Consider the following 23,196-nt stretch of genomic DNA (forward strand, 5'->3'; position numbering starts at 1 on the left):
GCGCAGCGTCGCCCGGCGAGGTAGCCCCATGTTCAGCCCGCTCGTCACCTTCCCCGCGCTCTACACCGCCACCCTCCTGATGCTGGCCGGCTCCGGCCTGTTCACCACCTACATGGGCCTGCGCCTGACCGCCGAGGGCGCCGGCGACCTGTGGGTCGGCGGCCTGATGGCGGCCTACTATTTCGGCCTGGTCTGCGGCGGCAAGTTCGGCCACAAGCTGATCGCCGGCTTCGGCCACATCCGTTCCTACGTGGCCTGCGCGGGCCTGGCCACGGTGATCGTGCTGCTGCACGCGCTCATCGACACCCTGGCGGTCTGGGTGGCGCTGCGCTTCGTGATGGGCGCGGTGATGATGAACCAGTACATGGTGATCGAGAGCTGGCTCAACGAGCAGGCCGAAGGGCACCAGCGCGGCAAGGTGTTCGCCGGCTACATGGTGGCGGTGGACCTCGGCCTGGTGCTCGGCCAGGGTCTGCTGGCGGCGAGCCCGGCGCTGGACTACAAGCCGTTGCTGCTGGTGGCGATCTGCTTCTCCGCCTGCCTGATCCCGCTGGCGCTGACGCGCCGCGTGCACCCGGCCAAGCTGGTGGCGGCGCCGCTGGAGATCGGCTTCTTCTGGAAGCGCGTGCCGCAGTCGCTGGGCACCATCTTCGTCGCCGGCCTGATGGTCGGCGCCTTCTACGGCCTGGCGCCGGTGTACGCCAACCGCAACGGGCTGGACACCTCGCAGTCGAGCCTGTTCGTCGGCATGTGCATCGTCGCCGGCTTCTGCGCGCAGTGGCCGCTGGGCTGGTTGTCGGACCGCGTCAACCGCAGCTGGCTGATCCGCGGCAACGCGCTGCTGCTGTGCGTGGCCGCCGCGCCGATGTGGGGGCTGATCCAGCTGCCCTACTGGGCGCTGCTGGCCAACGGCTTCGTCACCGGCATGCTGCTGTTCACCCTCTACCCGCTGGCAGTGGCCCTGGCCAACGACCACGTCGAGCAGCCGCGACGCGTGGCGCTCTCGGCCATGCTGCTGACCACCTACGGGGTGGGCGCGTGCATCGGCCCGCTGTTCGCCGGCGCGCTGATGAGCCACTTCGGCCCGGGCATGTTCTACATGCTGGTGTCGGCCTATGCGCTGGTGCTGATCTTCTGGGTGCAGCCGCGGCGCGTCACCGGCATCCACCGCGTCGACGAGGCGCCGCTGCACCACGTGGCCATGCCCGACACCGTCAGCCCCATGGCCGCCACCCTCGACCCGCGGGTGGAAGAGGTGCCGGAAGAGCTGGTGGTGGAGGCGCCGCCGAGCATCGGCCGCTCCGACGGTTCGCCCGACCAGGCGAGCTGACCCGCAGACATGAGAAAGCCCGGCGAATGCCGGGCTTTTCTTTCACCTTGCGGTGTACTGCGCGTTGCTTCAGGCCTGACGGAAGTGGGCGTTGAAGACGGTGTCGCCACCGGATTCGGCAACGCTCATGGCGCCATGCAGACGGTCGATGGTGTGGCTGCTGCCGTTTTCGGCCACGCGGGCTTCTTCGCTACCCATTTGCTTGTGCAGACGGTCGATGGTGTTGGAGCTGCCGTTCTCGGCTACGCGAGCCTCTTCACCCATCTGCTGGTGCAGGCGGTCGATGGTGCGGCTGCTGCCGTTCTCGGCCACGCGGGCTTCTTCACCCATTTGCTTGTGCAGGCGATCGATGGTCTGGCTGCTGCCGTTTTCCGAAACGCGGACCTGCTCGCTCAGTTGCTTGTGCAGACGGTCGATGGTCTGGCCGCTGCCGTTCTCGGCGACGCGGGCCTGCATTTGCTGGTGCAGACGGTCGACGCTGTAGGAGGAACCGTTCTCGGCCACTTGCGGGGCGGCGAAGGCGAGGTTGGCGGCGATCAGGGAAAGGGCGAAACCGAAGGTGAGAGTGCGTTTCATGATGTGTGGCTCCTGGAGGAAAGGGGTGTTGTTCTGGACACGGAGCCAGTATCCAATCTGGATTATCGATTTGAAAACGAAGCCGGGCAATTGTCGTTATCGATGCCGATGATGTTTAATTTATTCCTTTAAAAACAATAAATTGATTGTGAATATTGACTTCTATCAATGGTCTCGATGGGGCGTATCGATGTGATTGTTAATATCTGTCGATTAGATAAATCTACCAGCGCAAAAGGCCAGGGCTATCGCCGCAAGCGGCCCGGTCGCTCGCTAAGCCTCATGCCAGAGCGGTTGCGCCTGTTTCTGGGGCATGGCGTCGGCTTGCATCGATGCGCGGATACCGGCGTGCGGCCGGGGTGGCGTGCTACGGTGGGGAAGCGTTCGATTTTCCGCCCCGGCGATTTTTCCGGCATTTCGCCGGCGCCCTGCGGTCCAACCCGGTAGAAGAGCCTGCCTGGGCGCACCCAACCGACGCGGCGACAAGGAGTTCTGCATGACGCGCGGCGCAAAAATCTGCCTGTTCAGCCTTGCCGGCCTGCTCACCCTGCTGGTGGCGGCGCTGGCGTTCATCGCCACCTTCGACTGGAACCGCGTGCGGCCGTTGATCAACGACAAGGTCTCCGCCGCCATCGGCCGCCCCTTCGCCATCAACGGCGAGCTGCAGGTGCTCTGGCAGCGCGAGCCGGAGGAGGGCGGCTGGCGCGCCTGGGTGCCCTGGCCGCACTTCGCCGCCAGCGACATCACCCTGGGCAACCCCGACTGGGCGCAGGGCAAGACCCGCGCGGCCGAGTTCGCCAGCCTCAAGCACGTGGAGTTCCGCCTTTCGCCGCTGCCGCTGCTGTGGCACCAGGTGGTGATCCCGCAGGTGCGCCTGACGCAGCCCAGCGCCGACCTGCTGCGCCTGGCCGATGGCCGCGCCAACTGGACCTTCACCCTGCCGCCCAAGGAAGAGGGGCAGCCCGAGGAGCCCACGCCCTGGTCCCTGGCCATCGGCGAGATCGGCTTCGACAAGGGCCGCGTGGGCTTCGACGACCAGACCCTGAAGACGCGCCTGGAAGTGCTGGTGGACAGCCTCGGCAAGCCGGTGCCCTTCGCCCAGCTGGCCGGCAAGGCGCTGGGCAACGAGCAGGCGCAGGCCACCCAGGACTACGTGTTCGGCTGGAAGGTGCGCGGCACCTACAAGGGCCTGCCGCTGGCCGGCGAGGGCAAGGTGGGCGGCGTGCTGGCCCTGGAAGACGCCAGCCGGCCGTTCCCGCTGCAGGCCGAGGTGAAGGTGGGCGACACCCGCGCCGCGGTGGTCGGCACCCTCACCGACCCGCTGCACCTCGGCGCCCTGGACCTGCGCCTGAAGCTGGCCGGCAACAGCATGGCCAACCTCTACCCGCTGACCGGCGTGACCCTGCCGGACACCCCGGCCTATTCCACCGACGGCCGCCTGCGCGCGCAACTGCACGACCCGGACGGCGCGCGCTTCGAGTACCAGAACTTCAACGGCAAGGTCGGCGAGAGCGACCTGCACGGCAGCCTGACCTTCGTCAACGGCCAGCCGCGGCCGCGGCTCAGCGGCAAGCTGACCTCCGAGCAGCTGCGCATGGCCGACCTCGGCCCGCTGATCGGCGCCGACAGCAACGCGCAGAAGCAGGCGCGCGGCCAGAGCACCCGCCAGCCGGCGGACAAGGTGCTGCCGGTGGAGGAATTCCGCACCGAGCGCTGGCGCGCCATGGACGCCGACGTGGAGTTCGCCGGCAAGCGCATCGTCCACAGCGACAAACTGCCCATCAGCGACCTGCAGACCCACCTGCGCCTGGAGAACGGCCTGCTGCGCCTGGACCCGCTGCGCTTCGGCGTGGCCGGCGGCAGCCTGACCGCGCAGATCCGCCTGGACGGCGGCAAGGCGCCGATGCAGAGCCGGGTGCAGCTGCAGGCCCGCGGCTTCAAGCTGAAGCAGCTGTTCCCCAGCTTCGCGCCCATGCAGACCAGCTTCGGCGAACTCAACGGCGACGCCGCCCTGAGCGGTACCGGCAACTCGGTGGCGGCCATCCTCGGCGGCGCCAACGGCGAGCTCAAGCTGCTGATCAACGACGGGCGGATCAGCAAGGGGCTGATGGAAATCGCCGGGCTCAACGTCGGCAACTACCTGGTGGCCAAGCTGTTCGGCGACGACGACGTGAAGATCAACTGCGCGGCGGCCGACGTCGGCATCAGCAAGGGCCTGGCCCAGCCGCGGATCTTCGCCTTCGATACCGAGAACGCCATCATCAACGTCGAGGGCACCAGCAACTTCGCCACCGAGCAGCTGGACCTGGACATCATCCCTCACAGCAAGGGCGTGCGGCTGTTCTCGTTGCGCTCGCCGCTGTACGTGCAGGGCACCTTCAAGAACCCGAAGGCCGGGGTGCACGCCGGCCCGCTGATCGCCCGCGGCGCCGGCATGGTCGCCCTGGGCGTGGCGGCGGGGCCGGCGGCCGGGCTGCTGGCGCTGATCGCGCCGAGCAAGAGCGAGGACAACCAGTGCGCCGCCCTGCTGGCGCAGATGAAGCAGCCGGCCCGGGCGCCGAAGCGCTGAGTCAGTAGACGGGGATGTACAGGTCGGTTTCCGAGGTGGTGTCGTCCGGCCCGTGGAAGCGCTCGGTGTAGCGCTCGAAGGACGGCGCGTGGCGCGGCTCCAGCCCGCGCTGGGGCAGCAGCTCGGCATGGATGCGCTGGAAGCTGTCGGCGATGCCTTCCACCGGCCCGACGTGGGTGAACACGGCATACTTCTGCGCCGGCACTTCGAACTTCACCATGCCCTCGGGCACCGTTGTACCCGGCGCCACCGGCAGCCCGGCGACGTAGTGGAAGACGCCGCCGGCGGCCTGGGCGCAGATGCCATAGGCGCTGCGGTCGTCGGCCTGCGCGGCGACCTCGTGCTCGCGCGGCAGGAAGCGCTGCCAGAGCTGGCCGATGCTGCCGTCCTGGCCGTCGCCACGGTATTCCAGGCCCACCACGCTGAAGGCGGGCAATTCGACGATGCGGTGTTTCATGAGGTCCTCTCCTGTTTTCCTGCTCGCATGATAGACGGCAGCGATAAAGGCTGAATATTTTTCGTAGCGCCCGGTCCATTGCTCTGTTCCCCCTTTGCAGAAGGAGATTGCCATGCCTCGCAACGGTACGCAGGGCCACACGGCGCGCCATGAGAAGCAGCGGGCGCACGTTCAGGCGCAGTACGGGAAGCTGGGCCTGAGCCCGGAAGAGGTGGACGCCCTGGCCAGGCTCGCCCGGCGCAGCAAGCCGGCCACCGAGAAGTTGCTGGGCATGACGCGCAAGGAGTTGCTGGCGCGCGCGACCCGCGCAGGCGTGCGCGGGCGCTGGCGGATGACCAAGGCGGAACTGGTGGCGGCGCTCAGCTGAGCGCCGCCCGCCGGCCTCAGGGGTGGGCGTCGCGGTCGTGGCGGTCGCGTTCGGAACAACTGAGGAAGCCGGTCCCGTCGACCTTGCCCTGGTCGTCGAAGGTCACGTAGTAGGGCTGCTCGCGGCCGTCCTTGTTGAGGATGTAGCTGTTGCAGCTACCGGCCTTGTACGCCCGCGCCTGGCTGCTGGACGGCGGACCGCCGACGCGCAGCACCTCGTCCTTGCTCATGCCGTCGTGCACGTCGCGCACCAGCGGCGCGTCGCGGTAGGTCACCAGGTTGACCGGGTTCTGCACCCGGGTGGATTCATGGGAACAGCCCGCGAGCAGGGCCAGGGCGGTGGCGGTCAGCAGGGCTTGCCGGTACATGGGGCCTCCTTGTCGGCTCGGACCTGTGGGTGGTGCTGTTTCGAGTCGGGGGTGGGGAGGGGAGTTCGAAAAAACTGGGGGGTTGGGGCTTGGAGCGAGCTTGCTCGCGAATGGAGTTTCCAGGTGGCTTGGGTATTTTGGCTCGACTCCGCTCCCTCTCCCCAGCCCTCTCCCTGAAGGGAGAGGGGGCTTGTCCGTGCCGAGAGAGGGAATGGTTTCAGCCGGTAACTTTCGGCGTCGCCGGCTGACTCCAGAACACCAGCGTCTGCCCAGCGGTCCCCTCTCCCTTCAGGGAGAGGGTTAGGGAGAGGGCGCTCTACAGCCCACCCCCCAAAGTCCCCGGTAGGCACGGTTCGCGAGCAAGCTCGCTCCTACGAAGAGCCTGCCTCTCTGCCGTAGCGCTTCTTCGCCTCAGCGGTCGCCATCGACGTGGCGAGTGTTGGGTTGCATGGCCGCCACGCTCCGGCGCAGGGCCGGCACGCTGCGTTGGCTCGGGTACAGGCGGTGTCGGGGTGATTGTTTTTGTAGGAGCGAGCTTGCTCGCGAACGGAGTTTCCCGATTGCTCTTGAGCTGGACCTGAGCGCGTTCCCTCTCCCCAGCCCTCTCCCTGAAGGGAGAGGGGGCTTGTCCGTGCCGAGAGGATTGGTTTCAGTCGGTAATCTCCGTGCTAGCCGGCTAATGCCGAAACATCAGCGCACTCCGAACGGTCCCCTCTCCCTTCAGGGAGAGGGTTAGGGAGAGGGCGCTCTACAGGCCACCCCCCAAAGTCCCCGGTAGGCACGATTCGCGAGCAAGCTCGCTCCTACGAAGAGGCTGCCCCTCAGCCGTAGCGCTTTTTCGCCTCGATAGCCAAACCGCTACCGATGCCGCCAAAGCGGTCGCCATCGACGTGGCGGGCGTTGGGCAGCATGGCGGCCACGCTCTGGCGCAGGGCCGGGACGCCGCTGGAGCCGCCGGTGAAGAACACGGTGTCGACCTTGTCCGGGTCGATGTCGGCATCGCCCAGCAGCTTGCCGATGCCGGCGCGCACGCGTTCCAGTTGCGGCTCTATCGCTCCCTCGAACAGCTCGCGGGTCAGTTCGGCCACCAGGCCTGGCTCGATGCGCGCCAGGTCGATGTCGCGGCGCTGGCTGTCGCTCAACTCGATCTTGCTGGCCTCCACCTGCATCGCCAGCCAGTGCCCGGCGCGCTGTTCGATCAGGCGGAACAGGCGGTCGATGCCGGTGCCGTCGACGATGTCGTAGCGCATGTTCTTCAGCGCCAGCTGCGACTTCTGCGCGTACACCGCGTTGATGGTGTGCCAGGTGGCCAGGTTCAGGTGGTAGCTGGTGGGCATCAGCGCGTCGGACTTCATCCGGCTGCCGTAGCCGAACAGCGGCATCACGCCCTGCAGGCTGAGCTGCTTGTCGAAGTCGGTGCCGCCGATGTGCACGCCGCCGGTGGCCAGGATGTCGGCCTGGCGCTCGGCCTGCTCGCGGCGCTCCGGGGCCAGGCGCACCAGGGAGAAGTCCGAGGTGCCGCCGCCGATGTCGACGATCAGCACCAGTTCCTCGTGCTGGATACCGCGCTCGTAGTCGAAGGCCGCGGCCAGGGGCTCGTACTGGAAGGAGATGTCCTTGAAGCCGAGCTTCCGCGCCACCGCCACCAGGGTGTCCTGGGCTTCTCGGTCGGCCTCGGGATCGTCGTCGACGAAGAATACCGGGCGGCCCAGCACCACGGCCTCGAACTCGCGGCCGGCGACTACCTCGGCGCGCTTCTTCAGCTCGCCGATGAACAACCCGAGCAGGTCCTTGAACGGCAGGGCGCTGCCCAGCACCGTGGTCTCGCTCTTGAGCAGCGGCGAGCCGAGCAGGCTCTTCAGCGAGCGCATCAGGCGCCCCTCGTAGCCTTCCAGGTATTCGCCCAGGGCCTGGCGGCCGTAGACCGGGCGGCGCTCCTCGGTGTTGAAGAAGACCACCGAGGGTAGAGTGATCTTGCCGTCTTCCAGTGCGATCAGCGGTTCCATCCCGGGGCGCCACCAGCCGACGGTGGAGTTGGAGGTGCCGAAGTCGATGCCCAGGGCGCGGGCGTCAGTGGAGTGCAGCATGGCGGAAAGGTCCGGCGAAAAAAACGGCCGCGCAGTTTACGCGAGAGCGCCCGGGCCTGCTCGACTATCGGCTCATGTGCCGCTGGACGGTGGAGGTTATAGAGTGCTTGGGAAGGCCTTGTAGTTTTGCTACATTTGCCATCCTGTAGTTTTGCTACATGAGTTTGCCGATTCCGCAGAACCCTTTCCCACTTCCAGGTCGCAGTTGGATCCCGCCATGCACAGAGCCTCCCACCACGAGCTACGCCAGAGTTTCCGGGCGTTGCTGAACTCTTCCTCCTGCTACCACACGGCATCGGTGTTCGACCCGATGTCGGCGCGCATCGCCGGTGACCTCGGCTTCGAGGTCGGCATCCTGGGTGGTTCTGTAGCTTCGCTACAAGTGCTCGCGGCGCCCGACTTCGCCCTCATCACCCTCAGCGAGTTCGTCGAGCAGGCCACCCGCATCGGCCGCGTGGCGCGCCTGCCGGTGATCGCCGACGCCGACCACGGCTACGGCAACGCGCTGAACGTGATGCGCACCATCGTCGAGCTGGAGCGCGCCGGCGTGGCCGCGCTGACCATCGAGGACACCCTGTTGCCGGCGCAGTTCGGCCGCAAGTCCACCGACCTGATCCCGGTGGAGGAGGGCGTGGGCAAGATCCGCGCGGCGCTGGAGGCGCGGGTGGACCAGGAGATGGCGATCATAGCGCGGACCAACGCCGAGGTGATCGAGGTGGACGACGTGATCCGCCGCACCCTGGCCTACCAGGCCGCCGGCGCCGACGGCATCTGCATGGTCGGCATCCGCGACTTCGAGCACCTGGAGGCCATCGCCCGGCACCTGAGCGTGCCGCTGATGCTGGTGTCCTACGGCAACCCGAAGCTGCACGACGACAAGCGCCTGGCCAAGCTCGGCGTGCGCATCGTGGTGGACGGCCATGCCGCCTACTTCGCCGCCATCAAGGCCACCTACGACTGCCTGCGCGAGCAGCGCGGCGTGGATGCGTCCGACCTGACAGCCTCGGAGCTGGCGAAGAAGTACACCCTGCCGGAGGAGTACCAGATCTTCGCCAGGGAATACATGGAAGTGAAGGAGTAGGGCCTTTCAGGCTTCCCCGTTCTCGCCGAGCTTCTCCAGCAGGTACTCGACCTGGGCGTTGAACGGGTAGAGCAGGGTGCCGGCCGGGCGCTCGGTCAGCCGCAGGTAGCGCCAGCGGGCGCGCATCGCCTCGCCTTCGACGCTGGCCGGCAGGGCGGCGAACTGCGTCTCGATGGTCTGCTGCAGGTTGGCGATGGCCTCGCGCAGGGTGTCGGTGTCTTCCCCCAGCAGGCGGTGGTTGGCCCGCTTGGCCTGTAGCAGGGCCAGGCGCTGCAGGTTGGCCGCCAGGGTCGCATCCCCCGGCGCGGCGCCGGGCTGGAGGCGGAATTCCTGCAGCAGCGCCGAGACTTCCAGGGCCTGGGCCAGCGCCTGGCGCAGCGCCGGGCCGCTCTGTTCGTAGCCGCTTTCCACCTGCGCCACCGTTTCGCCGTAGAGCGACCAGATGTCCTGTAGCGTCTCGCCGTTGTGCTGTTCGGCGACCTGGCCCTGGAAGGCCTCGTCGAGCCGTTCCAGGCGCTTGAGGAAGCGTTCGTCCCCCGTGGCGCTGTAGAGCAGCAGGTAGCGCTGCGCGGCCTGCAGGGTGGCGTCGAAGTCATCGGCCAGGGCCGCGGTCGGCAGGCTGGCCAGCAGGCTCAGCAGCAGGGAAAGGACGAGGCGGTGCATGGGGCGGCTCCTGGCGATGGAGCCGCCATTCTTGGCGGCCCTCCCGGCGCCGGATATCGGACGATTCCGAAGCTGCGGTAGACCGCCTCCGGGTCCCCGTCAGGCGCCGGCCAGCTTGCCGAGCATGGCCTCGATCTGCGCGTTGAAGGGGTAGAGCAGTTGCTGGCCGTTGCGCTGGCTGACCTGCAGGTAGCGCCAGCGCTTGTCCAGTTCGTCGTGCAGGGCCGGGTCGCTCTTCGCCAGGGCGTCGATGCGCTGCTGGATGCGCTCGTCCAGGGCCTTGACGTTCGCCGCCTCGGCTTCGGCGCGCGGGCCGTCGACCTTCTGCAGGTTGGCCAGGCGGGCGGTGAGCAGGGCGAGGCTGCGCAGATCGTCGGCCAGCCCCGGCGTGGCCAGGGGATGGGCTTGCAGGTAGGCATCCAGGGGCTCGGCGAGCTTCAGGCTGCGGGCCATCTCGCCGTTCTGGTCGAGCTTGCGGGCGGCGTGCTCGGCCAGCATCTGCTGCCGGCCCTGCTCGTAGCTGGCCCAGAGCGCGTGCAGCGCGGCGGCGTCCTGGCGCTGCCCGAGGGCCGCCTGCAGGTGCTTGCCGGTGGCGTCCAGGCGGTCGAGGAAGCGCTCGTCGGCAGTGGCGCTGTACAGCAGCAGGTAGCGGTTGGCATCGACCAGGCTGGCTTCGACGCCGGGGGCCTCGGCGGCCAGGGCCTGGCCGCCGAGCAGGGCGCAGAGCGCCAGCGGCAGACAGTGGCGCAGAGGAGACGGGAGGATTCGCATCGGGGAACATCCATGGCGGGAAAGCGCGCTATTGTTCTCGTTGCGCGGCGCCCGGGGAAGGGGCTTTTCAGCGCACCCCGCCGCGTTTTCGCCCTTGCAATCGGCCGCCGGGGCGCCAATATCTGCAATCTGTACAAAGTTTGATCGGAGGTTGCCATGGCCAGTGGTTGGGCGAACGACGGCGCGGTGCAGGAACAGATCGACAGCACCATCGAGGACGCAGTCGCCCGGGCGCGCAGGCAGTTGCCCCGCGGCGAGAGCCTGACGCATTGCGAGGAGTGCGATGCGCCCATTCCCGAGGCGCGGCGCAAGGCCGTGCCCGGCGTGCGTCTGTGCGTGAACTGCCAGGCCGCCCACGACGAGCAGGCGGCCTTCGCCGGCTACAACCGGCGCGGCAGCAAGGACAGCCAGCTGCGCTGAGGCGCCTCACTGCAGCAGCGGGGGCTTGCCGGCGGCGCGCCTTTCCGCCTTCCACTCGTCGAGGCTGGGCGCGGCCTGGTCGCCGTCGAGCTGGTGGATGATCTCGAAGTAGTCCTGCTTCAGCGGGTCCTTCAGCACCTCGCTGCGCGGCTTCACTTTCACCGCATAGATGCGCTGCACGTTCTGGTGGTCGAACGCGCGCCAGTACTGCTCGCCCTTGAGCAGGGCGTAGCGGTGGCCTTCCAGGGCCCTGATCAGCGCCTCGCTGTCCAGGCTGTTGGCGCGCCGCACGGCGTCCGCCCACTGGTAGACGATGCCGTAGGCCGAGGCGGCGGAGCTGGACGGGTACTTCTGGTAGCGCTTCACGTAGTCGTTGACGAAGGCCTTGCCGCGGGCGCTGTTCTCCAGTTCCGGCACGCGCCAGGTCCAGGGCTCGGTGCCGATCAAGCCCTCCATCACGCTCGGCCCGGCCTGCTCGATCACGTTCAGGGTGAGGTTGGGCGCGACTATCTGCATGCGCCTGGTCAGGCCGAGGTCGTGGGCCACCCGCATGGCCCGCTCCAGGTCGCGGCCGAACAGCACCAGGACCAGCACCTGGACGTCGCTGGCGGCCGCCTGGGTGAGGCTGTCGCGGTAGTGCGCAAGGCCGACGGCGGGGAAGGGAATGCGCCGACCGGGGTGCTGGGCGCCGTCCTGCGTGCCGGTGGCCTGGCGCAGCGAGGCTTCGGTGGTGTGGCCCCAGGTGTAGTCGGAGGTGACGTAGAAGTAGCGGCTGCCCGGGTGCTTCTGCGCCAGGTACTGGCCCAGCACCCGGGCGCTCATCCAGGCGCTGATGCCCTCGCGGAACATGTAGCGGTGGCCGTCCTTGCCGGTGGTGTCGTTGGAGTAGGTGACGGCGCCGAAGTACAGCAGCCCGCGCTCGGCGGCGCGCTTGCCGGCGGCGATGGCCACGGCGCTGGAGGCGCCGCCGAAGAGCATGGCGGCGCCCTCGTCGGCCAGCTTGTCGACGTTGGCCACGGCCTTCTTCGAGCGCGAGGCGCTGTCGTGGCTGGACAGCCGCAGCGAGCGGCCGAGCACGCCGCCGCCGGCGTTGATTTCGTCGATGGCCAGCAGGGCGCCGCGCATCTGGTCGCGGCCTTCGTTCTGGTAGCTGCCGGTGCGGGGGTAGTTGAGGCCCAGGGTGATGGGATCGGCGGCCTGGGCGCAGGCGCACAGGCCCAGCGCCAGGGCCAGGGTGGCGGTCAGTCGTTTCATCGGGAGTCCTTGTTGTTCTGGAGGGACGGGCACAGAGGCCCTGCCAGCGTAGGGGGTGGACTCCGGGGGGAAATGCGAAGCGGTGCCGGTGGGGGAGGTCTTCTGAATTTCCCCGGGGGATTTCAGCCGCCTGTAGGAGCGGGCCCTGCCCGCGAATCGCGCGCAGGGCGCGCTCCTACAGGGGAATGGCGTGGTGTACCGAGACGCCGTGCTCGCTTGTGGCGTAGGTGCGACTGTCTTGCAGGCTGCGCCGAGGTGCTCTTCGTAGGATGGTGTTGAGCTTGCGAAACCCATGCGGTTGCGTTGATGGGTATCGCTTCGCTCAACACCATCCTACGAAAAGCCGTGCTTCCTGGAGCGTAAGCGGGCCCTGCCCGCGAATCGCGCGCAGGGCGCGCTCCTACAGGGGAATGGCGTGGTGTACCGAGACGCCGTGCTCGCTTGTGGCGTAGGTGCGACTGTCTTGCAGGCTGCGCCGAAGCGCCTTCGTAGGATGGGTTGAGCTTGCGAAACCCATGCGGTTGCGCTGATGGGTATCGCTTCGCTCAACGCCATCCTACGAAAAGCCGTGCTTCCTGGAACGTAAGCGGGCCCTGCCCGCGAATCGCGCGCAGGGGAATGGCGTGGTGTACCGAGAAGCCGTGCTCGCTTGTGGCATAGGCGCGACTGTCTTGCAGGCTGCGCCGAGGTGCTCTTCGTAGGATGGGTTGAGCCTGCGAAACCCATGATGCCGTGGCGATGGGTATCGCTTCGCTCAACACCATCCTACGAGGGGATTCTCAGAACAGGAAGTAACGCTGCGCCATGGGCAACACTTCGGCCGGCTCGCACCACAGCAGTTGGCCGTCGGCGCGTACCTGGTAGTTCTGCGGGTCCACCTCGATGTGCGGCAGGTAGGCGTTGTGGATCAGGTCGGTCTTCCGCACCGTGCGGCAGCCCTGCACCACGCCGATGGCCTTGTGCAGCCCCAGGCGGGCGTGCAGGCCGGATTCCCAGGCGGCCTGGCTGAGGAAGGTCAGGCTGGTGGCGTGGCGGCTGCCGCCGTAGCTGGCGAACATCGGCCGGTAGTGCACCGGCTGCGGGGTGGGGATGGAGGCGTTGGCGTCGCCCATCAGGCTGGCGGCGATGGCGCCGCCCTTGAGGATCAGGCTCGGCTTCACGCCGAAGAAGGCCGGGCGCCAGAGCACCAGGTCGGCCAGCTTGCCCACTTCGATGCTGCCCACTTCGTGGCTGACGCCATGGGTGATCGCCGGGTTGATGGTGTATTTCGCGATGTAGCGCCTGGCGCGGAAGTTGTCGTTGCGCGCGCCGTCGCCATCCAGGGCGCCGCGCTGTTTCTTCATCTTGTCGGCGGTCTGCCAGGTGCGCGTGATCACTTCGCCGACGCGGCCCATGGCCTGGCTGTCGGAGCTGATCATGCTGAAGGCGCCGAGGTCGTGGAGGATGTCCTCGGCGGCGATGGTCTCGCGGCGGATGCGCGACTCGGCGAAGGCCACGTCCTCGGCGATGCTCGGGTCCAGGTGGTGGCAGACCATGAGCATGTCCAGGTGTTCGTCGATGGTGTTGCGGGTGAACGGCCGCGTCGGGTTGGTGGAGCTGGGCAGCACGTTGGCGAAGCCGCAGGCGCGGATGATGTCCGGCGCGTGGCCGCCGCCGGCGCCTTCGGTGTGGTAGGTGTGGATGGTGCGGCCCTTGAAGGCGGCCAGGGTGGTTTCGACGAAGCCGGATTCGTTGAGGGTGTCGGTGTGGATGGCCACCTGCACGTCGAGGCGGTCGGCCACGCTCAGGCAGTTGTCGATGGCCGCCGGGGTGGTGCCCCAGTCCTCGTGCAGCTTCAGGCCGATGGCGCCGGCGCGCACCTGTTCCTCCAGCGGCAGCGGCAGGCTGGCGTTGCCCTTGCCGGTGAAGCCGATGTTCATCGGGAAGGCGTCGGCGGCCTGGAGCATGCGCGCCAGGTGCCAGGGCCCGGAGGTGCAGGTGGTGGCGTTGGTGCCGGTGGCAGGCCCGGTGCCGCCGCCGATCATGGTGGTGACGCCGCTCATCAACGCTTCTTCGATCTGCTGCGGGCAGATGAAGTGGATGTGCGTGTCGATGCCGCCGGCGGTGAGGATCATACCCTCGCCGGCGATGACTTCGGTGCTGGCGCCCAGGGCGATGTTCACGCCGGGCTGGATGTCCGGGTTGCCGGCCTTGCCGATGGCCTGGATGCGCCCGTCCTTGAGGCCCACGTCGGCCTTGACGATGCCCCAGTGGTCGAGGATCAGCGCGTTGGTGATGACGGTGTCGACCACCCCGGCCGCCGGCAGCTGGCCCTGGCCCATGCCGTCGCGGATGACCTTGCCGCCGCCGAACTTCACTTCCTCGCCGTAGACGGTGAAGTCCTGCTCCACCTCGATCCACAGCTCGGTGTCGGCCAGGCGCACGCGGTCGCCGACGGTGGGGCCGAACATGTCGGCATACGCTTGGCGGCTGATTTTCATGGTTCCCTTCCTCTCGGTTTAAAAGCCGCTGGAGGCTTAAGGCTGAAGGCTGAACGAAAAAGCGACTCCCTCGTCCAGCCTCCAGCGCTCTTATCGGCTCTTATCGGCTTTACAGATTGCCCATCACCCGCCCGGCGAAGCCGTAGACGCGACGCTCGCCAGCCAGCTCCACCAACTCCACCTCGCGGCTCTGCCCCGGCTCGAAGCGCACCGCGGTGCCGGCGGGGATGTTCAGGCGCATGCCGCGGGCCGCTTCGCGGTCGAACTGCAGGGCGTCGTTGGTCTCGTAGAAGTGGTAGTGCGAGCCGACCTGGATCGGCCGGTCGCCGCCGTTGGCCACGGTCAGGGCCAGGGTGCGGCGGCCGGCGTTGAGTTCGATCTCGCCGGGCTGGACGTCGTATTCGCCAGGGATCATGGGGTGCTCCTGAGGCCGAACCTGTCGGTGTGGGGTTGACGACTGTTTTTCATGCGCAGCTTCCCTCAATTCGCTGGAGGCTGAAGGCTGGAGGCTGGACGAAAAAGCGACTCCCTCGTTCAGCCTTCAGCCTCCAGCGGCTTTTCTCGTCTTTTGTCAGGGCGTATCCCGCGCATCGAGGATCAGTTGCATGAAGGTCAGGTCGAGCCAGCGGCCGAACTTCTGGCCCACCTGCGGCATCTGCCCGGTGGTGGCGAAGCCCAGGCGTTCGTGCAGGCGGATGGAGGCGGCGTTGCCGCTCTCGATGGCCGCCACCATCACGTGCAGGCCCTGGGCGCGGGCGCGGTCGATCAGCGCCTGCATTAGTTGCGGGCCCACGCCCTTGCCGCGCTGGTCGGCGCGCACGTACACCGAGTGTTCGACGGTTTCGCGGAAGCCGTCGAAGGCGCGCCAGGGGCCGTAGCTGGCGTAGCCCACCACTTCGCCGGCATCTTCGGCGACCAGCACCGGGAAGCCCTGCTGGGCGCGCAGTTCCAGCCAGGCGCGGCGGTTGTCGAGGTCGATGGCGACTTCGTTCCAGATCGCGGTGGTGTTGAGCACGGCGTCGTTGTAGATGTCGCGCAGGGCGCCGAGGTCGGCTGGGCTGGCGTCGCGGATCAGCATTGCGGTGTTCCTTCAGGCAGGTTCGTTCGAAAGCGGCCGCTCATCAGGCGATGGGCTGGTGCACGGTGACCAGCTTGGTGCCGTCGGGGAAGGTGGCTTCCACCTGGATCTCCGGGATCATCTCCGGCACGCCTTCCATCACCTGCTCGCGGCTGAGCAGGGTGGTGCCATAGTGCATCAGCTCGGCCACCGAGCGGCCGTCGCGGGCGCCTTCGAGCAGGGCGGCGGAGATCAGCGCGATGGCTTCCGGGTGGTTCAGCTTGAGGCCGCGGGCCAGGCGCCGTTCGGCCACCAGGCCGGCGGTGAAGATCAGCAGCTTGTCTTTCTCGCGGGGCGTCAAGTCCATCTCAGGTGCTCCAGATTCTGGGGGGGACGGCCTCGCGGCCGAGCAGCGCGGGCCGCAGCGCGCGCCAGAGTTCGATGAGCCAGGCGCGGGCGTGCAGCGCCTCGGCGGCCAGGCAGCGGGCGACCAGCAGGCCGGGCAGCTGGGTGAGGTTGCCGCGGCCCTGGCAGGGTAGCGCGCGGCAGGCCTCCAGCAACTCGGCGTCGATCTGCCCGCTGGCGATCAGCGTGGCCATGACCGGTTGCCCGGCCAGGCCGATGGGCGAGTCCAGCAGGCGCTCGCCGCCGTCGATGCGCTGGCGTTCGTGCCACAGGCGGCGGCCGTCGCGGCGGATGTCCAGGGTGGCGGCGAAGCGGCCCTGGTCGAAGCGCTCGCCGGCGGCGGGGCGGCCGAGGGCGACCACGTCCCAGTAGAACAGGCGGGCGTCGCCCTGCAGGTCGATGTCGGTGTGCAGCTCGGCCCGGGCGCCGGAGAAGACGATGGTTTCCTGGGGCAGCCATTCCAGGGTGGCGCCGGCCTCGACGCGGAGGCGCAGGCGCTGGCTGGCCGGCGTGGCGGCACGGTACCACTTGGCCGCGCCGGGGCTGGTGAGCTGGGCCCAGGCATCGGGGCCGGCATGGATGTCGAGGGCGAGGGTGTCGCCGCCGGCGATGCCGCCGGGCGGGTGCACCACGATGTGCTGGCAGACTTCCGGCCCTTCGGCGTAGAGGTGTTTCTGCACCCGCAGCGGCCCCAGGTGGCGCCGCGTGACCGGCCGCGTGCCGTCGCCGACGCGGGCATAGGCCAGCTCCAGCTCGGCGTGCCAGGCGGGGTGGAAGAGGGCGGCGGGTGCGTTCATGGTGCGTGTTCTGTTGGGGTCGCCCTGGGTAGAGCAATTGGCGTGCCTTCTGCGCCAGGATAGTGCGTGGGCCTGGCAAGCCTGGGCGGCAGCGGGGGATGGGGTTGTCCGAGTGGTCAGCTATGGGCGCGATTGCGGTGCGTTGGAACGCGCCATGCACCATCATGGGGCGTAGGGCGAATAACCGTTCGCGGTTATCCGCCGATACACCCATCTCCCTGGCCGCTCCGAAGTCGGCCTGGGTGGTGCCCAGGTCGACACCGAGCGGCCTGGGGCCAAGGTCAAACGGCGGATAACGCCGGAGGCGTTATGCGCCCTACGTCAGATGGCCACCAACCCGCGTACCCCTTCGCTTTCCATGTCCGCGCCGCGGCCCTGCTGGACGATCTCGCCGCGGGCCATCACCAGGTACTGGTCGGCCAGTTCGGCGGCGAAGTCGTAGAACTGTTCCACCAGCAGGATGGCCATGTCGCCGCGCTCGGCGAGCTTGCGGATCACCGCGCCGATCTCCTTGATCACCGAGGGCTGGATGCCTTCGGTGGGCTCGTCGAGGATCAGCAGCCGCGGGCGGCTGGCCAGGGCGCGGCCGATGGCCAGCTGTTGCTGCTGGCCGCCGGAGAGGTCGCCGCCGCGGCGTTGCTTCATCTCGCGCAGCACCGGGAAGAGTTCGTAGATGAATTCCGGCACCTGCTTCGCTTCCCTGGCGCCGAAGCGGGACAGGCCCATCAGCAGGTTCTCCTCCACGCTCAGCCGCGGGAAGATTTCGCGGCCCTGGGGCACGTAGGCGATGCCGGCGCGCACCCGCTGGTGCGGCCTGAAGCCGGTGATGGCCTTGCCCTCCCAGCTGACGCTGCCCTCGCGCGCTGGCACCAGGCCCATCAGGCAGCGCAGCAGGGTGGTCTTGCCCACGCCGTTGCGCCCGAGCAGGCAGGTGACTTCGCCGATCTTCGCGTCGAACGACAGGCCGCGGAGGATGTGGCTGCCGCCGTAGAACTGATGCAGATTTTCAACATTGAGCATGCTTTGAATCCTTTGAAAAGCCGCTGAAGGCTCGAGGCTGAAGGCTGAACGAAAAAGCGACTCCCTCGTCCAGCCTCCAGCGCTTTTTATCGGCTCTTATCGGTTCTAAAAGCCGCTGAAGGCTCGAGGCTGAAGGCTGAACGAAAAAGCGACTCCCTCGTCCAGCCTCCAGCGCTTTTTATCGGCTCTTATCGGTTCTAAAAGCCGCTGAAGGCTCGAGGCTGAAGGCTGAACGAAAAAGCGACTCCCTCGTCCAGCCTCCAGCGCTTTTCTCGGCTCTTATCGGTTTTAAAAGCCGCTGGAGGCTTAAGGTTGGAGGCTGAACGAGGAAGCACCGGCTCTTTCGTCCAGCCTCCAGCGCTTTTTATCGGCTCTTATCGACTCTTTTATCGTCCTAAATAAACCTCGATCACCTGTTCGTTCGCCTGCACCTCTTCCAGCGAGCCCTCGGCCAGCACGTGGCCCTGGTGCAGCACGCTGACGTGGTCGGCGATGCTGCCGACGAAGCCCATGTCGTGCTCCACCACCATCAGCGAGTGCTGGCCGGCGAGGGACTTGAAGAGTTCGGCGGTGAATTCGGTCTCGGCGTCGGTCATGCCCGCCACCGGTTCGTCGAGCAGCAGCAGTTGCGGCTCCTGCACCAGCAGCATGCCGATCTCCAGGAACTGCTTCTGGCCGTGGGAGAGCAGGCCGGCCGGGCGGTTGCGCGATTCGCGCAGGCGGATGGTGGCCAGCACTTCCTCGATGCGGTCCTTCTGCTCGCCGGAAAGCTTCGCCCGCAGGCTGGCCCACACCGACTTGTCGGCCTTCTGCGCCAGCTCCAGGTTCTCGAACACCGAGAGCGCCTCGAACACCGTGGGCTTCTGGAACTTGCGGCCGATGCCGGCCTGGGCGATTTCCACCTCGCTCATGCGCTGCAGGTCGTAGGTCTCGCCGAAGTACGCCTTGCCGCTGTCGGGGCGGGTCTTGCCGGTGATCACGTCCATCAGCGTGGTCTTGCCCGCGCCGTTGGGGCCGATGATGCAGCGCAGCTCGCCCACGCCGATGTACAGCGTCAGGTCGCGCAGGGCGCGGAAGCCGTCGAAGCTGACGTTGATGTCTTCCAGGGTGAGGAGGGTGCCGTGGCGCACGTCCAGGCCCTGGCTTGCGCTGGCGCCCAGGCCGACGGCGTCGCGGCCCGTGCCGCTGGGGTCGAAGGCCGGTTCCAGCATCAGGTGCGGGACGGCTCTCATTGCGCTTTCTCCCGCTTGATCAGCCCGAGGATGCCCCGCGGCAGGTACAGGGTGACGACGATGAACAGGGCGCCGAGGAAGAACAGCCAGTACTCCGGGAAGGCCACGGTGAACCAGCTCTTGGCGCCGTTCACCACGCCGGCGCCGAGCAGCGGGCCGAGCAGCGTGCCGCGCCCGCCCAGGGCCACCCACACGGCGGCCTCGATGGAGTTGGTCGGCGACATCTCGCTGGGGTTGACGATGCCCACCAGCGGCACGAACAGGGCGCCGGCCAGGCCGCAGATCACCGCGCTCAGGGTCCAGACGAACAGCTTGTAGCCGCGCGGGTCGTAGCCGCAGAACATCAGGCGGTTCTCGGCGTCGCGCAGGGCGGTGAGCACCCGGCCGAACTTGCTCCGTGCCAGGGCGAAGCCCAGCGCCAGGCTGGCCGCCAGCAGCAGGACGATGGCCAGGAACAGCGCGGCGCGGGTGCCCGGCGCGGTGATCGAAAAGCCGAGGATGCTGCGGAAGTTGGTGAAGCCGTTGTTGCCGCCGAAGCCGGTCTCGTTGCGGAAGAACAGCAGCATGCCGGCGAAGGTCAGGGCCTGGGTCATGATCGAGAAGTACACGCCCTTGATCCGCGAGCGGAAGGCGAAGAAGCCGAACACGAAGGCCAGCAGCCCCGGCGCCAGCACCACCAGGCACAAGGCCCAGAGGAAGTGCTGGGTGCCGGCCCAGTACCAGGGCAGCTCGTTCCACGACAGGAAGGTCATGAACGCCGGCAGGCCGTCGCCGGCCGCCTCGCGCATCAGGTACATGCCCATGGCGTAGCCGCCCAGGGCGAAGAACAGGCCGTGGCCGAGGGACAGCAGGCCGGCGTAGCCCCAGACCAGGTCCAGGGCCAGCGCCACTATGGCGTAGCAGAGAATCTTGCCGGTCAGCGTCAGGCCGTAGGCCGACAGATGCAGGGCATTGGCCTCGGGCAGCAGATGCAGCAGCGGCAGGATCAGCAGCGCGACGAGGGCCGCGCCGAGGATGCCGGCGGTGAGTTTCGGGCCGGCCTTCTGCGCGGCCGTCACGGTGAGTGGTTGGTTCACGGGCAGATCTCCCCCGATTCCTGTAGGAGCGAGCTTGCTCGCGAACGGATTCGCTGCTGGGGCTGTTCGCGAGCAATGGCTGAGGCGCCCCCCTCGCTCCTACGAAGAGCGGTCGGTTCGGGCATTGGCGTTTTCATCAATCGATGACCCTCCCTTTCAGGGCGAACAGCCCCTGCGGGCGTTTCTGGATGAACAGGATGATCAGCGCCAGGATCAGGATCTTGCCCAGCACCGCGCCTATCTGCGGTTCGAGGATCTTGTTCGCCACGCCCAGGCCGAAGGCCGCGCAGACGCTGCCGGCCAGTTGGCCGACGCCGCCGAGCACCACCACCAGGAAGGAGTCGATGATGTAGCTCTGGCCCAGGTCCGGGCCGACGTTGCCGACCTGCGACAGGGCCACCCCGCCGAGCCCGGCGATGCCCGAGCCGAGGCCGAAGGCGAGCATGTCCACGCGCCCGGTGGGCACGCCGCAGCAGGCCGCCATGTTGCGGTTCTGCGTCACCGCGCGGACGTTCAGGCCCAGCCGCGTGCGGTTGAGCAGCAGCCAGGTGAGCGCCAGCACGAACAGGGCGAAGCCGATGAGGACGATGCGGTTCCACGGCAGCACCAGGTTCGGCAGCAGCTGGACGCCGCCGGACAGCCAGGCCGGGTTGGCCACCTCGACGTTCTGCGCGCCGAACAGCACGCGCACCAGCTGGATCAGCACCAGGCTGATGCCCCAGGTGGCCAGCAGGGTTTCCAGCGGGCGGCCGTAGAGGTGGCGGATCACCGTGCGTTCCAGGGCCATGCCGATGGCCGCGGTGACGCCGAAGGCCACCGGCAGGGCCAGCAGCGGGTAGTACTCCAGCAGGCCGGGGGCGAAGCGTTGCAGCAGCGACTGCACCACGTAGGTGGAGTAGGCGCCGAGCATCAGCATCTCGCCATGGGCCATGTTGATGACGCCGAGCAGGCCGTAGGTGATGGCCAGGCCCAGGGCCGCCAGCAGCAGGATGGAGCCCAGCGACAGGCCGCTGAAGGCCTGGCCGAGCAGGTCGCCGACCATGAGCCGGCGCTTGACCTGGGCCAGGCTGGTGGCGGCGGCGGTGCGCACCTGTTCGTCGGCCTCCACGGCCGGGTCGAGCAGGTTCTGCAGGCGGGTGAGGGCCAGCGGGTCGCCGGAGTCGCCGAGCAGGCGCACGGCGGCCAGGCGTACCTGCGGGTCGGTGTCGGCCAGTTGCAGGTTGGCCAGGGCTAGCTGCAGGGCGGCTTTCACCTTGTCGTCGGTTTCCGCACCGGTGCGCTGGGCGAGCAGTTCGCGCTGCGCGGGCTTGGCGGTCTTCTGCAACTGGCGCGCGGCTTCCAGGCGCAGCGTCGGGTCCTTCGCCACCAACTGGTGGCTGGCCAGGGCGGTGTTGAGCAGGCCGCGCAGGCGGTTGTTCAGGCGCAGCTTGTCGGGCTCGCCGGCGGGCGGGGCGTCGCCTTCGGCGGCGCGGTAGTGCTTGTCGTCGCCGAGGAGGAAGGCATGGTTCTGCGCGTCGACGGCGAAGCGCCCGGCCTGGAGCGCTTCGAGCAGCGGCAGGCGCTCGGCCTCGGGGGCGGCGGCCCAGTGTTCGAGCAGCGTGGCGCGGCCGGCGTTGTCGGCGGCGGCGAAGTCCTGCGCCGGGCCGGCCTGCGCGGGCAGGGCGAGGAGGGTGGCCAGCGCCAGGGCGCAGGCTCGGATTAGACGGATAAGGGCGGGTGGAGGCATGGGTTTTTTCGTTGGTTGGAGGCTGGAAGCTGGAAGCTAGAAGCTAGAAGCTAGAAGCTAGAAGCGAGACCGCGTCGCTTTTGGCTTTCAGCTTCCAGCTTCCAGCTTCCAGCTTTTTTCAACTCAGTCCGGCTTCTTGTCGTTGCCCGGGATGAACGGGCTCCAGGGCTGGGCGCGGATCGGCTCGGGGGTTTTCCAGACCACGTTGAACTGCCCGTCGTCCTGGATTTCGCCGATCATCACCGGCTTGTGCAGGTGGTGGTTGGTCTTGTCCATGGTCAGGGTGAAGCCCGAGGGCGCCTTGAAGGTCTGCCCGCCCATGGCTTCGCGGACCTTGCCGACGTCGGTGCTGCCGGCCTTCTCCACGGCCTGGGCCCACATGTGGATGCCGACGTAGGTGGCTTCCATCGGGTCGTTGGTCACGGCGGTGGCGTAGTTCGGCAGGTTCTTCGCCTTGGCGTAGGCCTTCCAGTCGGCGACGAACTTCTCGTTCTGCGGGTTCTTCACCGACTCGAAGTAGTTCCACGCCGCCAGGTTGCCCACCAGCGGCTTGGTGTCGATGCCGCGCAGTTCTTCCTCGCCCACCGAGAAGGCCACCACCGGCACTTCGGTGGCTTCCAGGCCCTGGTTGGCCAGCTCCTTGTAGAAGGGCACGTTGGAGTCGCCGTTGACGGTGGAGATCACCGCGGTCTTGCCGCCGGCGGAGAACTTCTTGATGTCGGCGACGATGGTCTGGTAGTCGCTGTGGCCGAACGGCGTGTAGACCTCCTGGATGTCCTTGTCGGCCACGCCCTTGCTGTGCAGGAAGGCGCGCAGGATCTTGTTGGTGGTGCGCGGGTAGACGTAGTCGGTGCCGAGCAGGAAGAAGCGCTTGGCCGCGCCGCCGTCCTCGCTCATCAGGTATTCCACCGCCGGGATGGCCTGCTGGTTCGGCGCCGCGCCGGTGTAGAAGACGTTGGGCGACATTTCCTCGCCCTCGTACTGCACCGGGTAGAACAGCAGGCCGTTGAGTTCCTCGAACACCGGCAGCACGGATTTGCGCGAGACGCTGGTCCAGCAGCCGAAGACCACCGCGACCTTGTCCTGGGTCAGCAGCTGGCGGGCCTTCTCGGCGAACAGCGGCCAGTTCGAGGCCGGGTCGACCACCACCGGTTCCAGCTTCTTGCCGTTCACTCCGCCCTTGGCGTTGATTTCGTCGATGGTCATCAGCGCCATGTCCTTGAGCGAGGTCTCGGAGATGGCCATGGTGCCGGACAGCGAATGCAGGATGCCGACCTTGATGGTCTCGGCGGCCTGGGAGCCGAAGGGGAACAGGCCGGTGAGCAGCAGCGCGCTCACCGCCAGGGTGCTTTTCAACAGGGGACGACGTTTCATCGCGGCAGCCTCCTTGGCTTCCAGTACCTGGGAGGGTGCCGCGCGGATTCTGGGCCGTCGCCTGTGCAGCCTCCCGAAGTGGGTAGG

The 23,196-nt window shown here is 67.8% G+C and carries 22 protein-coding genes; 5 read left to right on the forward strand and 17 right to left on the reverse strand.

From position 1 onward, the window contains the following. Positions 1–28: 28 nt before the first annotated feature. On the forward strand, positions 29–1,330 hold the full coding sequence (locus tag PM1_RS02540) for an MFS transporter (protein ID WP_009613359.1): 1,302 nt from the start codon (positions 29–31) through the stop codon (positions 1,328–1,330). Between the two features lie 69 nt (positions 1,331–1,399). On the opposite strand, the gene PM1_RS02545 is transcribed toward PM1_RS02540, so the two are convergent. Beyond that, on the reverse strand, positions 1,400–1,906 hold the full coding sequence (locus PM1_RS02545; protein WP_009613357.1) for a hypothetical protein: 507 nt from the start codon (positions 1,904–1,906) through the stop codon (positions 1,400–1,402). Between the two features lie 496 nt (positions 1,907–2,402). On the opposite strand from PM1_RS02545, the gene PM1_RS02550 reads away from it, so the two are divergent. Beyond that, on the forward strand, positions 2,403–4,475 hold the full coding sequence (locus tag PM1_RS02550; protein ID WP_009613356.1) for an AsmA family protein: 2,073 nt from the start codon (positions 2,403–2,405) through the stop codon (positions 4,473–4,475). 1 nt (position 4,476) lies between these two features. Here PM1_RS02550 and PM1_RS02555 read toward each other — a convergent pair whose 3' ends face one another. Continuing rightward, the gene (locus tag PM1_RS02555) at positions 4,477–4,932 is read right to left on the reverse strand and encodes a GyrI-like domain-containing protein (RefSeq protein ID WP_009613354.1); all 456 of its coding nucleotides are present in this window, start codon (positions 4,930–4,932) and stop codon (positions 4,477–4,479) included. Between the two features lie 112 nt (positions 4,933–5,044). On the opposite strand from PM1_RS02555, the gene PM1_RS02560 reads away from it, so the two are divergent. After that, on the forward strand, positions 5,045–5,299 hold the full coding sequence (locus PM1_RS02560) for a hypothetical protein (protein ID WP_009613353.1): 255 nt from the start codon (positions 5,045–5,047) through the stop codon (positions 5,297–5,299). A 16-nt stretch (positions 5,300–5,315) separates the two neighbouring features. On the opposite strand, the gene osmE is transcribed toward PM1_RS02560, so the two are convergent. Next, positions 5,316–5,666 (reverse strand): osmotically-inducible lipoprotein OsmE, encoded by a 351-nt coding sequence (gene osmE / locus PM1_RS02565; protein ID WP_009613351.1) that lies wholly within the window; start codon positions 5,664–5,666, stop codon positions 5,316–5,318. 821 nt (positions 5,667–6,487) lie between these two features. Next, positions 6,488–7,753, reverse strand: coding sequence for an Hsp70 family protein (locus PM1_RS02570; RefSeq protein ID WP_009613350.1), 1,266 nt, complete (start codon positions 7,751–7,753; stop codon positions 6,488–6,490). Between the two features lie 217 nt (positions 7,754–7,970). Between PM1_RS02570 and PM1_RS02575 the strand changes: the two genes are divergently transcribed. Then, the gene (locus PM1_RS02575; RefSeq protein WP_009613347.1) at positions 7,971–8,834 is read left to right on the forward strand and encodes an isocitrate lyase/PEP mutase family protein; all 864 of its coding nucleotides are present in this window, start codon (positions 7,971–7,973) and stop codon (positions 8,832–8,834) included. A gap of 6 nt (positions 8,835–8,840) precedes the next feature. On the opposite strand, the gene PM1_RS02580 is transcribed toward PM1_RS02575, so the two are convergent. Continuing rightward, positions 8,841–9,497 carry a hypothetical protein gene (locus PM1_RS02580; protein WP_009613345.1) on the reverse strand — a complete coding sequence of 219 codons (657 nt, stop codon included), beginning with the start codon at positions 9,495–9,497 and terminating at the stop codon, positions 8,841–8,843. Positions 9,498–9,596: 99 nt separating this feature from the next. Then, the gene (locus PM1_RS02585; protein WP_009613343.1) at positions 9,597–10,268 is read right to left on the reverse strand and encodes a hypothetical protein; all 672 of its coding nucleotides are present in this window, start codon (positions 10,266–10,268) and stop codon (positions 9,597–9,599) included. 156 nt (positions 10,269–10,424) lie between these two features. Here PM1_RS02585 and PM1_RS02590 point away from each other — a divergent pair, with 156 nt between their 5' ends. After that, positions 10,425–10,688: a DksA/TraR family C4-type zinc finger protein gene (locus PM1_RS02590; protein ID WP_009613342.1), complete on the forward strand. Its 264-nt coding sequence runs from the start codon at positions 10,425–10,427 to the stop codon at positions 10,686–10,688. A gap of 6 nt (positions 10,689–10,694) precedes the next feature. Here the strand turns inward: PM1_RS02590 and PM1_RS02595 are convergent, their stop codons facing one another. The 11 genes from PM1_RS02595 to urtA all read right to left on the reverse strand — a co-directional run bounded on the left by PM1_RS02595 (position 10,695) and on the right by urtA (position 23,109). Continuing rightward, a complete protein-coding gene (locus PM1_RS02595; RefSeq protein ID WP_009613339.1) occupies positions 10,695–11,942 on the reverse strand; it encodes a substrate-binding protein in 1,248 nt (415 codons plus the stop codon). Positions 11,943–12,721: 779 nt separating this feature from the next. Further along, the gene (gene ureC / locus PM1_RS02600; protein ID WP_009613337.1) at positions 12,722–14,422 is read right to left on the reverse strand and encodes an urease subunit alpha; all 1,701 of its coding nucleotides are present in this window, start codon (positions 14,420–14,422) and stop codon (positions 12,722–12,724) included. Between the two features lie 109 nt (positions 14,423–14,531). Next, a complete protein-coding gene (locus PM1_RS02605; RefSeq protein ID WP_009613335.1) occupies positions 14,532–14,837 on the reverse strand; it encodes an urease subunit beta in 306 nt (101 codons plus the stop codon). A 156-nt stretch (positions 14,838–14,993) separates the two neighbouring features. Beyond that, positions 14,994–15,500, reverse strand: coding sequence for a GNAT family N-acetyltransferase (locus tag PM1_RS02610; RefSeq protein ID WP_009613332.1), 507 nt, complete (start codon positions 15,498–15,500; stop codon positions 14,994–14,996). Positions 15,501–15,543: 43 nt separating this feature from the next. Further along, on the reverse strand, positions 15,544–15,846 hold the full coding sequence (locus PM1_RS02615) for an urease subunit gamma (protein ID WP_009613330.1): 303 nt from the start codon (positions 15,844–15,846) through the stop codon (positions 15,544–15,546). 1 nt (position 15,847) lies between these two features. After that, on the reverse strand, positions 15,848–16,681 hold the full coding sequence (locus PM1_RS02620; protein WP_009613328.1) for an urease accessory protein UreD: 834 nt from the start codon (positions 16,679–16,681) through the stop codon (positions 15,848–15,850). 321 nt (positions 16,682–17,002) lie between these two features. Further along, positions 17,003–17,701 carry an urea ABC transporter ATP-binding subunit UrtE gene (urtE, locus tag PM1_RS02625; protein ID WP_009613326.1) on the reverse strand — a complete coding sequence of 233 codons (699 nt, stop codon included), beginning with the start codon at positions 17,699–17,701 and terminating at the stop codon, positions 17,003–17,005. 386 nt (positions 17,702–18,087) lie between these two features. Then, entirely contained in the window at positions 18,088–18,933 is an 846-nt protein-coding gene (urtD, locus tag PM1_RS02630; protein ID WP_009613323.1) for an urea ABC transporter ATP-binding protein UrtD, read from the reverse strand. Next, positions 18,930–20,009 (reverse strand): urea ABC transporter permease subunit UrtC, encoded by a 1,080-nt coding sequence (gene urtC, locus PM1_RS02635; protein WP_009613321.1) that lies wholly within the window; start codon positions 20,007–20,009, stop codon positions 18,930–18,932. Before urtC ends, urtD begins: the two co-directional genes overlap by 4 nt. A 136-nt stretch (positions 20,010–20,145) precedes the next feature. Then, the gene (urtB, locus tag PM1_RS02640; protein ID WP_009613318.1) at positions 20,146–21,735 is read right to left on the reverse strand and encodes an urea ABC transporter permease subunit UrtB; all 1,590 of its coding nucleotides are present in this window, start codon (positions 21,733–21,735) and stop codon (positions 20,146–20,148) included. 123 nt (positions 21,736–21,858) lie between these two features. Continuing rightward, positions 21,859–23,109 (reverse strand): urea ABC transporter substrate-binding protein, encoded by a 1,251-nt coding sequence (gene urtA / locus PM1_RS02645; protein WP_009613316.1) that lies wholly within the window; start codon positions 23,107–23,109, stop codon positions 21,859–21,861. Positions 23,110–23,196: the final 87 nt, after the last annotated feature.

Source organism: Pseudomonas sp. M1 (assembly GCF_022760135.1).
Taxonomy (GTDB): domain Bacteria; phylum Pseudomonadota; class Gammaproteobacteria; order Pseudomonadales; family Pseudomonadaceae; genus Pseudomonas; species Pseudomonas citronellolis.